This is a genomic window from Thiobacillus sp. 65-1402, assembly GCF_001897685.1.
Taxonomy (GTDB): domain Bacteria; phylum Pseudomonadota; class Gammaproteobacteria; order Burkholderiales; family Thiobacillaceae; genus Thiobacillus.
This window is the reverse complement of the sequence record NZ_MKUG01000046.1, coordinates 1-12,723: the sequence shown is the minus strand read 5'-3', so window position 1 is coordinate 12,723 and position 12,723 is coordinate 1. Positions and strand designations below refer to the sequence as shown.

Here is a 12,723-nt window from a genome sequence, read left to right as displayed (position 1 = left end):
CCTGGTAGATCGGCAGGTTGAGTTCCAGCCCGATGCTGGCGATGCGGGTGTCCACCTGCGTGGTGCCGAAATTCTGATTGTTGTTGACGGTGTAGCCTGCCACCGCATCGAGCGTGGGGTAGTGGCCGGCGCGGTTGCGCTCGACTTCCTGGTCGGCGATGGCCTTGGCGATGCGCTGGATCTCGGCCTGCAGGTTGCTGTCGGCGGCGCGCGCGGCCCAGTCGTCGATGTTACCGGATTCGGCTTTCAGCTGCGCCGGCTCGATCAGTGCGTCGAGCGCGCCGGCCGGCTTGCCGACCAGCTTTTCCAGGGTGCGCAGGCGGATATTGAGGTTGTTCTGTTCGGCGATCTCCTGCGCCACCGCGAGGTCGTAGCGCGCCTGCGCTTCGTGGGTGTCGGTGATGGTGGCGGTGCCGACTTCGAAGTTGCGCTTGGCGGCGGCCAGCTGTTCGGTGATGGCGGCCTTTTGCGCATTGATGAAGTCGATGTTGTCCTGCGACTGCAGCACGTCGAAATAGGCCTGCGCGACGCGCAGGATCAGATCCTGTTCGGCCACCTGGAACTGCATTCCGGCGATTTTCACCTGCCCCTTGGACTGTTCGTACAGCACCTGGTTCTGCCGGCGGTACAGCGGCTGCGCGGCGTTGACCGACAGGCCGTTGGAGGCGAAATCGGCGTCGCCGCCGGTGAGGCTGGAATCCACATTGTTGTAGCGCAGGTTGCCGCCCAGGTTGACGTTGGGCAGCAGGCCGGCGCGGCCCTGCGCGGCCTTTTCCTGGCCGGCCTGCCAGGCGGCGCGGGCGGCGGCGTATTGGGCGTCGTAGGCCTGCGCGTCGCGGAAGACGTCGGACAGATTCGCTGCGTGGGCGGCGGGTGCCAGTGCCAGCGTCAGGGCAAGAAACAGGGGTTTGAATTGCATGTCGGGTCCAGTTCTTGATGGTGGGGGTCAGTAGCGCGGCATGGCCGGATCGACCTCGTCGGCCCAGGCGGCGACGCCGCCCGACAGGTTGACCACGTTGCCGAAGCCCAGCGTTTCCAGATAGCGGGCGGCGTGAAAGCTGCGCACGCCGTGATGGCAGATGAGCACGGTTTCGGCGTCTTTGTCCAGTTCCTGCAGGCGCGCGGGCAGCTCATGCATCGGGATCAGGATGGCGCCGGGCAAATGGCACAGGTTCCATTCCCATGGCTCGCGCACGTCGAGCAGCACCGGCGCGTGTTCGGCCTGCAGGTAGGCGGCAAGTTCGGCGGGGCGCAACTGGCGCATGACTCAGAATACGAAAGCTGCCGGATGCGGCGCGTTTTGCAGGGGCGCCACGCAGGTTTCGAACAGGGTCACGCTGCGGGTGGCGCCGGGCGCGGTGCAGGTGATGAGCTGCGCTTGCATGACGGGCGCCTCCCCGACAATCGCGAACAGCCGCCCGCCGACCCGGAGGCGGCGGCGGAAGGCGTCCGCCAGCAGCGGGGTCGAGCCGGTCAGCACGATCACGTCGAAACCGGCTTCGTCGGGCCAGTCGCGGGCGGCGTCGCCGGTATGCAGCGTGACGTTGCCGAAGCCGTGCGCGTGCAGCTTCTGCGTCGCGGCGGCGGTGAATTCCGGCACGATGTCTACCGACACCACCGCGGCGGCTTCGGCCGCCAGCAAGGCGGTGAGGTAGCCGCTGCCGGTGCCGATTTCCAGCACGCGGTCGGTGGCGCGGATCGCCAGTTCCTGGATGGCGCGCGCTTCCAGCTTGGGCGTCCACATCGCCTGGCCGTGGCCAAGCGGAATTTCCATGTCGACGAAGGCGAGGGCGCGGTGCGCCTGCGGCACGAAGTCCTCGCGGCGCACCTTGAACAAGAGGTCGAGCACATCCTGATCCAGCACATCCCAGGGGCGGATCTGCTGCTCCACCATGTTGTAGCGCGCCTGTTCCATGTCCATGCGGTACCCTTGAATATCAATAAGTTAGATGGGGTCTTGCCTTGCAATTATTCCACATTTCGGCTACCTTGAGCCGCTTGCCAGGGGTCTCCAGCCGGATGTTGCCGCGGATGGAGTGAGACATACCCTTCGAACCTGATGCGGTTGAGACCGCCGTAGGGAGGCTGACTTACAGCCTCTGCGTTGAACCAGCGAGGCTGATTCACAGCCTCCTGCATTGAATTTAGCGAGGCTGATCCACAGCCTCCATTGCCATTCCAGCGAGGCCGATCGGACGCCTCCTGTTTTCCGGAGCGCCACATGAACGCCGCCATACCCAATCAAGCAGCCCAATTCCTCGCTGCCACTGCCCACGTCGATGAGGCCGCGGTGCAGCCCCTGCCCAATTCGCGCAAGATCTACGTCGAGGGCAGCCAGCCCGACATCCGTGTGCCGATGCGCGAAATCAGCCAGGCCGACACGCCGCTGATGTTCAGCGGCGAATCCGGCTCCGGTGCCGCCCGCTCCGAGCCCAACCCGCCGATCTTCGTCTACGACTGCTCCGGCCCCTACACCGACCCGGCCGCGAAAATCGACATCCGCACCGGCCTGCCGGCGCTGCGCACGCGCTGGATCGAGTCGCGCGGCGACACCGAGGTACTGGGCGACCTCTCCTCCGAATACGGCCGCCAGCAGGCGGCCAACCCGGCGCTTGCCGCGATGCGCTTCCCCGGCCTCGCCCGCACCCCGCGCCGCGCCAAGGCCGGGATGAACGTTTCGCAGATGCATTACGCGCGGCAGGGCATCGTCACGCCGGAGATGGAGTTCATCGCCATCCGCGAGAACAACAACCGCGCCGCCTACCTGGAATCCCTGCGCGCCTCCGGTCCGCAGGGGGCGAAGCTCGCCGCGCTGATGAACCGCCAGCATCCGGGGCAGAACTTCGGCGCGCTGCTGCAGAACGAGATCACCCCCGAATTCGTGCGTGATGAGGTCGCGCGCGGCCGCGCCATCATCCCCAACAACATCAACCACCCGGAATCCGAGCCGATGATCATCGGCCGCAATTTCCTGGTGAAGATCAACGCCAACATCGGCAACTCGGCTTTGGGCTCCAGCATCCAGGAAGAGGTCGAAAAAATGACCTGGGCGATCCGCTGGGGCGGCGACACCGTGATGGATCTCTCCACCGGCAAGAACATCCACGAGACGCGCGAGTGGATCATCCGCAACTCGCCCGTACCGATTGGAACCGTGCCGATCTACCAGGCGCTGGAGAAGGTCGACGGCAAGGCCGAGGAGCTGACCTGGGAGATGTTCCGCGACACGCTCATCGAGCAGGCCGAGCAGGGCGTCGACTACTTCACGATCCACGCCGGCGTGCTGTTGCGTTACGTGCCGATGACCGCGAACCGCATGACCGGGATCGTTTCCCGCGGCGGCTCGATCATGGCCAAGTGGTGCCTCGCGCACCACAAGGAGAGCTTCCTCTACACCCACTTCGAGGAGATCTGCGAGATCATGAAGGCCTACGATGTCGCCTTCTCGCTGGGCGACGGCCTGCGTCCCGGCTCGATCTACGACGCCAACGACGAGGCGCAACTCTCCGAACTGAAGACGCTCGGCGAGCTCACCCAGGTGGCGTGGAAGCACGACGTGCAGGTGATGATCGAGGGCCCTGGCCACGTGCCGATGCAGCTGATCAAGGAGAACATGGATATCCAGCTCGAGTCCTGTTCCGAGGCGCCGTTCTACACCCTCGGCCCCCTGACCACCGACATCGCCCCCGGCTACGACCACATCACCTCCGGTATCGGCGCCGCGATGATCGGCTGGTACGGCACCGCGATGCTGTGCTACGTGACGCCGAAGGAGCACCTCGGCCTGCCGGACAAGGACGATGTGAAGGAAGGCATCATCACCTACAAGCTTGCCGCGCATGCGGCGGATCTGGCGAAGGGCCACCCCGGCGCGCAGATCCGCGACAACGCGCTCTCCAAGGCGCGCTTCGAATTCAGGTGGGACGACCAGTTCAACCTCGGCCTCGACCCCGACAAGGCGAAGTCCTTCCACGACGAGACGCTGCCCAAGGAATCGGCCAAGGTCGCCCACTTCTGCTCGATGTGCGGGCCGCACTTCTGCTCGATGAAGATCACCCAGGACGTGCGCGAATACGCGGCGAAGGAGGGCCTCGACGAGGCCGCCGCGCTGGCCAAGGGCATGGAGGTGAAGGCGGTGGAATTCGTCAAGCAGGGCGCCGAGGTCTACCGCAAGGTGTAATCCGTCCCGCGTATAATCCGCAGGCGCGCCCCGTTGGCGCGCCTTTTTTATGCCTGAAACGTCGCCATGATCGACCCCGTCCTGCTGCTGCACGCCCTCATCCTCGGCCTGGTCGAAGGCGTCACCGAATTCCTGCCGATCTCCAGCACCGGGCACCTGATCCTGGCGGGGCAGCTGCTCGGTTTCAACGGCGAGAAGGCGAAGGTGTTCATGATCGCGATCCAGCTGGCGGCGATATTTGCGGTGGTGTGGGAATACCGGATGAGGCTCTCGCACGTGGCGGCGACGCTGCACAGCGAGCCGGCCTCGCGGCGGCTGGCGGTCAACCTGATGGCGGGCTTTCTGCCGGCGGCGGTGCTGGGCTTCCTGTTCTACAAGGAGATCAAGGGCTATCTGTTCAACCCGATCGTGGTGGCGTCGGCGCTGGTGATCGGCGGGGTGCTGATCCTGTGGGCGGAGCGCCGCAGGCACGCCGTCAGCACGCCGACGGTGGACGACCTCGACTGGCGCCGCGCGCTGGCGGTGGGCTTCGCGCAGGCGCTGGCGATGATCCCCGGCACCTCGCGTTCGGGCGCAACCATCATTGGCGGGCTGTTTCTCGGACTGTCACGCAAGGCGGCGGCGGAATTTTCGTTCTTCCTCGCCATCCCCACCATGTTCGCCGCCACGGCGTACGACCTTTACAAGAACTGGCGCCTGTTCGACGTGCACGACGTCCCGCTGTTCATGGTCGGCGGGACGGCGGCGTTCGTCAGCGCCCTGATCGCCGTGCGCACGCTGATCAAGTTCGTCAGCCGCCACGACTACACTCTGTTCGCCTGGTACCGCATCGTGTTCGGCGGGGTGGTGCTGGCCACCGCCTATTTCGGGGTGGTCGACTGGGGCGCCGGCCACTGAGGACTCAGGCCGCGGCGAGCGCCCGCTTCGCCTCGGTTTCCAACTGCGCCTTGAGTTCGGCAGGCAGCGTCAGCTGCGCCGCCAGTGCGTCGAGGTAGGCGCGTTCCATAAAGCTTTCGGTATCCACCGCGAGCACGCTCACTAGGTACATCTCGCTCGCGACTTCCATCGATCCGGCGGCGGCGGCCACGTCGGCCGGGTCGAGCGGGCGCGCCACTTCGGCGTCGATCCAGCTGCGCAGCGCGGGGTCGTCGGCCAGCGCGGCAAGCTTGTCTTCGATCAGGCCGCGCTCGCGGGCGTCGATATGGCCGTCCGACTTGGCGGCGGCGATCAGCGCCTTCAGCACCGCGCGGCTGTGGTCTTCCGATGCCGGCGCCGGCAGGAATTGCGTGGGCGCGGCGCCCGCTGCGCCCGGCGCGGACTTGCCCCGCTGCCAGTCGCTGTAGGCGCGGAACGCCAGCGCGCCGAGCGCCGCGGCGCCGCCGTAGGCCAGGGCCTTGCCGCCGAATTTGCGCACCCGCTTGTCGCCCAGCAGCAGTCCCAGCACGCCGCCGGCGAGCATGCCAGTGCCGAAGTTGGCGTAGCCGGGCCTGGCGGGCGCGCCCGTATCGGCACGGCTGCCCAGGGTTTCCGACAGCATGGACTGGCCGGAGCTCAGCAATTGGTCGAGCAGGTTTTTTGCATTCATGGCGGCAGGTCTCAACACGACAGTGTCGTTGCCAGACCGGCCGCGGCGGCGCGAAGTTCCGCGCGCGCTTCAGTCAGCCCTGGGTGGCCGCTTGTCGAGTTTCCGCTGCAGGGTGCGGCGGTGCATTTTCAGGGCGCGCGCGGTGGCCGAGATATTGCCGTCGTGCTCGTTCAGCACTTTCTGGATGTGCTCCCATTCCAGCCGGGCGACCGACAGCGGCTCGGGGCTGACTTCCAGCGCCGCATCGTCGGGCCGGTCGCGCAGCAGCGCGGCGAGGATTTCGTCGGCATCCGCCGGCTTGGCCAGGTAATGCCGGGCGCCCAGCCGTACCGCCGCGACCGCGGTGGCGATGCTGGCATAGCCGGTGAGCACGACGATGGCGGGGGCGGGGGTGCGCGCGGCTAGCTGCGAAACGACTTTCAGCCCCGAGTCGCCGGGCAGTTTCAGATCGACGATCGCATGGCTGGGGGCGAACGCTTCCGCGGCGGCCTCGGCGGCAATGGCATCGTGCGCCAGGGCGACGTTGAAGCCGCGCTTGCCCATGGCGCGCGACAAGGCGGCGGCAAAATCGGCATCGTCCTCGACGATCAGAAGTTTCATGCTCATGTCGTTTGATCCCAGGGTAGCGTGATGCGCACGCGGGTGCCGCCGCCATCGCGCTCGGCGAGGATGAGCGCTCCGCCCAGCCGTTCCAGCGTGGCGTGGGTGAGCGCCAGCCCCATGCCCCAGCCGCGCCCCGGCTTGTTGCTGAACTGCACGCGCCCGGCCTGCGCCTTGTGTTCGGGGGAAAAGCCGGGGCCGCGGTCGGCGATCTCGATCACCAGCACGCCGCCGTCGGTTTCTGCGCTGAACTCGACCGCGTCGGGCGAGGCGTCGGCCGCATTGTTCAGCACATTCAGGATCGCCTGTTCGAGCCCGTCGGGCGGGCTGAAAATGCGGCCGATGGAGGGCGGCGCGCCCAGCAGCTGCGCGTCCGGGCGCAGCACTTGCCAGCGCTCGATCAGCGCGGCGAGCCAGGCGTCGAGCGGCTGCGCCGCCGGCGTGCTGTCCTGCGCGCGGGCGGCGAGCTGGGTAAGGATGCGCTTGCATGCCTGCGCCTGCCGTTCGAGCAGGCGGCAGTCGTTGCCGATGTCGGGGTCGTTGGCGAACTCGCTGGCGAGTTCGTGCGCGGTGGTCTGGATGGTGGCGAGCGGGGTGGCGAGTTCGTGCGCCGCCAGCGCCGCCTGGGTGCCGAGCGCAACGATGCGTTCGTCGCGCAGCTGCTTTTCGCGCAGGGCGGACAGCTCCTGGTCGCGCGCGCGCAATCCGGCGTGCATGCGGGTGACGAAAAATGCGATCAGGCTCGCGCTGACGAGGAAATTGAACCACATGCCGCCGAGATGCATGCCGTGGGCCGCAACCGGATCGGAGATCTCCAGCGGCTGGTAAAAAAACAGCAACAGCGTATAGAAACCAGCCGCCACCGCCGCCAGCAGCCATACCCAGCGCGGACGCAGGCTGATGGCGGCGATGACGATCGGCACCAGCATCAGCGAGACGAAGGGATTGGTGGCGCCGCCGCTGAAGTACAGCAGCAACGCAAACAGGGAAAGGTCGGCCAGCAGATGCGCCAGAAACTCCATCTGGGTGGCGGGAATATCCTGCCGCAGCCGCCACGCGGTGGCCACAACGAACAGCCCTATCAGCGCCAGCACCGAGCCTATCGGCAGGAGCGGCACCGGAATGTGGCTGCCCCAGTGCAGCCAGGCGATGCCCGCGGCCCAGCCGGCGAGCAGCGATACGCGCACCGCCAGCAGCCGCCCCAGCAGGGCATGCGCGGGCAGCGTGGACGACAGCGTGAAATCGGTTGCGGACGGCATGGCGGCATTGTAATCCGCGCATTGCGATACGCCGTGGGGTGCGACAATTTGTCCGGTTGCGCGGGCAGCTCGCCGCGGGCCATGGCGTATCGACCCCTGCACTGCTGTCCGTGCGGCGGCATTTCCCGCATGGCGCGTGCCCTGCGGCGATATGCCACATTCCTCGGACGCGCCTTGAATAGGACAATTGAGTCCCTTTTGTCCTCTTTCGGAGCGTGATCGACATGCCGTGTCCTGTTTTTGCCCCCCGCCTGCTGTCTGTCCTGATTGCCGCCAGCCTGCTGCCTGTCGGCGCCAGCGCCGCTGAAACGGCGCTGCCTGCCGTCGAGGTGTCGGGCACGCGGGAGGGGGCCGCGCCCTTCGCCGCCGAGATCGAGAGCCTGCCGACGCTGCGCGCAACGTCCAGCGACACGGCGAGCCTGCTCAGGGACGCCCCCGGGGTGAGCCTGTACGGCGGCGGCGGCGTGTCCAGCCTGCCTGCGATCCACGGCCTGGCGGACGACCGCCTGCGCATCAAGGTCGACGGCATGGATCTGATTGCGGCCTGTCCCAACCACATGAACCCGGCGCTGTCCTACCTCGATCCGTCGCAGGTCGAGTCACTCAGGGTCTACGCCGGCATCGCGCCGGTGAGCGTCGGCGGCGACAGCATCGGCGGCTCGATCGTCGCGGAATCCGCCGCTCCCGAGTTCGCCGCGCCGGGCCAGGGCAGCCTCGTCAAGGGCGAAGCCGGCGCCTACTACCGCAGCAACGGCAACGCCCGCGGCGGCAACCTCGCGGCCACCTACGCGACCGAACAATTCAACCTTTCCTACAGCGGTGCCATCGCGCAGTCCGACAACTACGACGCCGGCGGCAACTTCAAGGACAGGCTCTTCGTCGCGGGAACGCCCGCCGGCTTCACCGGCCGCCCGGGCCACACCCTGCCGGCTGACGAAGTCGGCTCGACCGCCTACGACACCCGCAACCACACGCTGGGGCTGGCGTTCCGCGGCGGCAGCCATCTCTTCGAGGCCAAGTTCGGCCTGCAGGATCTGCCCGAGCAGCTGTGGCCGAACCAGCGCATGGACATGCTCGGCAACGACCAGAAGCGGGTGAACCTGCGCTACCTCGGCGATCTCGCCTGGGGCAAGCTGGAGGCGCGCGTCTATCACGAGGACGTCAAGCACTTCATGGACTTCGGCGCCGACAAGAAGTACTGGTACAAAAACATGACTCCAACCTGGGATGGATCGCCTTGTGGTGCGATCGGTCCCGGCTGCGCCGCCGGCATGCCGATGCAAACGGCGAGCACCAACACCGGGGCCGTCGTCAGGGCCAGCATCGACCTGACGCCGCAGGATCTGCTGCGCGTCGGCGCCGAATACCAGCGCTACCGGCTCGACGATTGGTGGCCGGCTTCCGGCTCCGGCATGTGGCCCAACACCTTCATCAACGTCAACGACGGCGAGCGCGACCGTGCGGCGCTGTTCGGTGAGTGGGAGAAGCAGCACAGCGCGCAGTGGATGACGCTCGCCGGCGTGCGCTTCGAGCGGGTGAGCACGGACGCCGGGGACGTGCATGGCTACAAGACGGTTGCCCCGGACTCGGGCAACCAGTTGCGCGACAGCGCCGCTTTCAACGCCCAGGATCACTCGAAGACCGACAACAACTGGGACATGACCGTGCTGGCGCGCTATACGCCCGACGCCACGCGCGACATCGAGTTCGGCTTCGCCCACAAGACGCGCTCGCCCAACCTGCACGAACGCTACACCTGGTCCACCTGGCAGATGGCGGCGCTGATGGTCAACTGGGCCGGCGACGGCAACGGCTACATCGGCAACCTTAACCTGGAGCCGGAAAAAGCCAACACCGTGTCCGCCACCTTCGACTGGCATGCGGCCGACCGCAGCTGGGAATTCAAGGCCACCCCCTACTACACCTACGTCACCGACTACGTCGACGCGGTGCAGTGGGATGCTGCGACCAACGCGCCGCGTGCGGCGCTGCAGACCGGCCAGTACACGGTGCTCAAGTTCGTCAACCAGTCGGCGCGCCTCTACGGCGTCGACCTGTCGGGCAGGATGCCGCTGGCGAAGAACGGCATGGGCGAGTTCGGGCTCAAGGGGCTGTTGAGCTACACCCGCGGCGAGAACCGCGACACCGGCGACGGGCTCTACAACATCATGCCGCTCAACGCCAAGCTCACGCTGACCCAGAAGCGGGGCGGCTGGAACAATGCCGCCGAACTGGTGATGGTGAGCCGCAAGGACGACGTGTCCGAGACGCGCAACGAAATGAAAACCCCCGGCTACGCGCTTCTCAACCTGCGCGGCAGCCATGCGTGGAAGAAGGTGCGCGTCGATTTCGGCGTGGAGAACGTGCTCGACCGGCTCTACTACCATCCGCTCGGCGGCGCCTATCTCGGCCAGGGCACGACGATGACCGCGAACCCCGTGCAGACCGTGCCGCAATGGGGCACCCCGGTTCCCGGCATGGGCCGTTCGATCTACACTGCCTTGAATTACCGGTTCTGAAGAGGAGCAATCGATGAAAGCGCTTGTCGCCGCCGCATTCCTGGCCAGCGCCGCCAGCCTGCCCGCCTGGGCCGTCAATATCGGCGTGACCGACGCGTGGGTGCGCGCCACCATGCCGGGGCAGCCGGTCAGCGGCGCCTACATGCAGCTCCGGGCCGATGCCGATGCGCGCCTGGTCGGCGCATCCAGCCAGGCGGTGCCGCGGGTGGAAGTGCACGAAATGAAAATGGACGGCGGCGTGATGCGCATGCGCGAAGTGAAGGCGATCGACCTGCCGCAAGGCAAGACCGTCACGCTCAAGCCCGGCGGCTTCCACATCATGCTGATGAACCTGGAAAAACCGATTGCGGCCGGCGACATCATTCCGCTCACCCTGGTGGTGGAGTCCGGCGGCAAGCGGCAGACGGTGGAGGTGAATGCGGTCGCGCGCGCCGCCCGCATGGGCGGCGGCGCGGCGCATCGGCATCACTGAGGCTGCGCGGGGCGGCGCCGCAGGGCGTTCGGCCCGAAGCCCGGCACGCCGGATCAGGCCGCGCGGGTTCCCAGAATGACGCCGCGTGCGCGCAGGTCCGCCAATAACGCTGCGCCGGCCTGCAGGATGAGCGCAGGGTCGGGATGGCGGCTTTCCGCGGCGAGGCTTGCCAGCGCGGCACGCCCGCTCAGCGTGCCGGGCTCCAGCAGGGTCAGCAGGCGCGCGGTGAACGCGTTGATCTCGCTGAACTGCACCCGGTCGGCCGCGTCGCGGAACACCAGCAGCCAGGTTTCGGCAGGCTGAATCTTGCGGCGCGGCGCGATCCGCTGCACCGGCCAGTCGTAGCGCAGGTTGGCCAGCACCGGATTCAGCACCGGGACGCCGTCGAGCAGATCGCCCTGCGCATCGACGCCGCAGGCGATGCTGCGATTCGATACCGACAGCACCAGTTCGATCCATTCGTAATGGGCCAGCGCCAGGGTGAAAGGCGGATAGTCTTGCGCCGGGGTCCATTCGTTCTGCAGGAACTGCACAAACTCGTCCGGGATCTGGCGGAAGTAGGGCGTGCGGCTGCGGTGCGTGCTGAAGAAGGCGCGCACCAGCCGGGTCCATTTGCGGGCGCCGAGCACCTGCCGCAGCACCGGAAAGCAGGAAAGCAGGAAACTCTCGACGTTGTTGAACAGGATTGCGTTGTAAACCTTCATGCGCCGCGCTGCGACGCCGGCCGGTCGCGGATGCGCCTGCGGGTCGCGGATGTGCGCGGCGAAGGCGAGCTGATAGCGCTGGAATTCAGGAAGCGCGGACGGTTCGCTCATGGGCCTGGTGCGCGGCCTGGATGCGGGCGATGCGTTCGACCTCGCGCGTCAGTTCGGCCAGCGGCGGAATGTTGAAATCGCGTTCCAGCAGCGTGGGGGCGACGCCGTGGATGCGGTAGGTTTCATCGAGCAGCGCCCATACCGGGTCGATCACGGCGGCGCCGTGGGTGTCGATCAGCAGGTCGTCCGCTTCCCGGTAATGTCCCGCCATGTGCATGTAGACGATCCGCCCGGCGGGCAGGGCGCGGATGAATTCGACCGGGTCGTAGCGGTGGTTGACGCTGTTGACATAGACGTTGTTGACGTCCAGATGCAGGTCGCAGTCGGCTTCGAGCAGGACCGCGCGGATGAAGCTCGCCTCGTCCATGTCGGCGATCGGCGCGGCAACATAGAACGACGCGTTCTCGATGGCGATGCGGCGTTCCAGGATGTCCTGCGCGCGGCGGATGCGTGCGGCGACGTATTTCACCGCCTCCTCCGTGAAGGGGATCGGCAGCAGGTCGTACAGGTGCCCGTCGTCCGAGCAGTACGACAGGTGTTCGGTATACAGCTGGATGCCGTGCGCATCCATGAACTGCCGCGTTTTATGCAGCAGCAGCTCGTCGAGCGGGGTCGGGCCGCCGAGCGACAGCGACAGGCCGTGACAGACGAACGGATAGCGTTCGGTAAAGCAGCGCAAGTCGCGGCCATGCGCGCCACCCAGGTCGATCCAGTTTTCCGGGGCGAGTTCGAAGAAATCGATGGCAGCGGGAACCTGGGTTTTCAGCGCGGCAACAAGCTCGCGCCGGAAGCCCAGCCCCGCGCCGGCAAGGCGCAGGGAATTCATGGCAGGAGCATGGTTATTTCATCATGGCGCCGCACTTGCCCGCGCCGCATTTCCCTTCCCCCGCCTTCATGCCGTCGCATTTGCCGTCCATCATCTTGGCCATTTCATCCTTGTCGATGAAGCCGTCCTTGTTGGCATCCTTCATGGCGAACATGGCTTCATGGTGCTTGGTGAACTCCTCCTTGCTGACCTTGCCGTCCTGATTGGCATCGGCCTTGCAGCTTTTCTCACCCTTGCCGGCGTTCATCATGGCGGCGCCGCACTTGCCGGCACCGCACTTGCCTTCACCCATTTTCCCGGCTTGAGCAAGCATGTAGCCCTTGTCCAGGGACTGCATGGCGAAAGGATTCTCGGCCGCGGAAACGATCGGCGCTGCCCCCAGGGCGGCGGCAAACGCGGAACCAACAGCGACGGAAATCAGGGGTTTTTTGCTGGACATGATGTTCTCTCTAAATAAGGCTTCAAAT

The 12,723-nt window shown here is 66.6% G+C and carries 13 protein-coding genes and 1 riboswitch; of the genes, 4 read left to right on the top strand and 9 right to left on the bottom strand.

Annotated elements, in window-relative coordinates; genetic code table 11:
* From BGO62_RS03860 to BGO62_RS03850, 3 genes are all read right to left on the bottom strand, one after another.
* Positions 1–919: TolC family protein (locus BGO62_RS03860; RefSeq protein ID WP_296639492.1), on the bottom strand; the 919-nt coding region annotated here is incomplete at its 3' end.
* 27 nt (positions 920–946) lie between these two features.
* Positions 947–1,264 carry a rhodanese-like domain-containing protein gene (locus tag BGO62_RS03855; RefSeq protein ID WP_296639490.1) on the bottom strand — a complete coding sequence of 106 codons (318 nt, stop codon included), beginning with the start codon at positions 1,262–1,264 and terminating at the stop codon, positions 947–949.
* A gap of 3 nt (positions 1,265–1,267) precedes the next feature.
* Positions 1,268–1,921 carry a protein-L-isoaspartate O-methyltransferase gene (locus tag BGO62_RS03850; RefSeq protein WP_296639489.1) on the bottom strand — a complete coding sequence of 218 codons (654 nt, stop codon included), beginning with the start codon at positions 1,919–1,921 and terminating at the stop codon, positions 1,268–1,270.
* Positions 1,922–1,993: 72 nt separating this feature from the next.
* Positions 1,994–2,100: riboswitch (TPP riboswitch) on the top strand.
* Between the two features lie 121 nt (positions 2,101–2,221).
* Between BGO62_RS03850 and thiC the strand changes: the two genes are divergently transcribed.
* Complete coding sequence (gene thiC / locus BGO62_RS03845; protein WP_296639487.1) at positions 2,222–4,180, top strand: phosphomethylpyrimidine synthase ThiC; 1,959 nt, start codon at positions 2,222–2,224, stop codon at positions 4,178–4,180.
* Between the two features lie 66 nt (positions 4,181–4,246).
* Positions 4,247–5,077, top strand: a complete 831-nt coding sequence (locus tag BGO62_RS03840) for an undecaprenyl-diphosphate phosphatase (protein WP_296639485.1) — start codon at positions 4,247–4,249, stop codon at positions 5,075–5,077.
* Positions 5,078–5,081: 4 nt separating this feature from the next.
* Here BGO62_RS03840 and BGO62_RS03835 read toward each other — a convergent pair whose 3' ends face one another.
* From BGO62_RS03835 to BGO62_RS03825, 3 genes are all read right to left on the bottom strand, one after another.
* Entirely contained in the window at positions 5,082–5,765 is a 684-nt protein-coding gene (locus BGO62_RS03835) for a tellurite resistance TerB family protein (protein WP_296639484.1), read from the bottom strand.
* 69 nt (positions 5,766–5,834) lie between these two features.
* Positions 5,835–6,371: a response regulator gene (locus BGO62_RS03830; protein ID WP_296639483.1), complete on the bottom strand. Its 537-nt coding sequence runs from the start codon at positions 6,369–6,371 to the stop codon at positions 5,835–5,837.
* Entirely contained in the window at positions 6,368–7,624 is a 1,257-nt protein-coding gene (locus BGO62_RS03825) for an ATP-binding protein (protein WP_296639480.1), read from the bottom strand. Before BGO62_RS03825 ends, BGO62_RS03830 begins: the two co-directional genes overlap by 4 nt.
* Before the next feature lie 224 nt (positions 7,625–7,848).
* On the opposite strand from BGO62_RS03825, the gene BGO62_RS03820 reads away from it, so the two are divergent.
* Positions 7,849–10,143 (top strand): TonB-dependent receptor, encoded by a 2,295-nt coding sequence (locus BGO62_RS03820; protein WP_296639478.1) that lies wholly within the window; start codon positions 7,849–7,851, stop codon positions 10,141–10,143.
* A gap of 13 nt (positions 10,144–10,156) precedes the next feature.
* Entirely contained in the window at positions 10,157–10,615 is a 459-nt protein-coding gene (locus tag BGO62_RS03815) for a copper chaperone PCu(A)C (RefSeq protein WP_296639476.1), read from the top strand.
* A gap of 53 nt (positions 10,616–10,668) precedes the next feature.
* Here the strand turns inward: BGO62_RS03815 and BGO62_RS03810 are convergent, their stop codons facing one another.
* The 3 genes from BGO62_RS03810 to BGO62_RS03800 are packed head-to-tail and all read right to left on the bottom strand — an operon-like array spanning position 10,669 to position 12,593.
* Positions 10,669–11,430 carry a putative DNA-binding domain-containing protein gene (locus BGO62_RS03810; RefSeq protein WP_296639475.1) on the bottom strand — a complete coding sequence of 254 codons (762 nt, stop codon included), beginning with the start codon at positions 11,428–11,430 and terminating at the stop codon, positions 10,669–10,671.
* Positions 11,405–12,256, bottom strand: coding sequence for a DUF692 domain-containing protein (locus BGO62_RS03805; protein WP_296639472.1), 852 nt, complete (start codon positions 12,254–12,256; stop codon positions 11,405–11,407). Before BGO62_RS03805 ends, BGO62_RS03810 begins: the two co-directional genes overlap by 26 nt.
* 13 nt (positions 12,257–12,269) lie before the next feature.
* Complete coding sequence (locus BGO62_RS03800; RefSeq protein ID WP_296639470.1) at positions 12,270–12,593, bottom strand: hypothetical protein; 324 nt, start codon at positions 12,591–12,593, stop codon at positions 12,270–12,272.
* Positions 12,594–12,723 lie beyond the last annotated feature (130 nt).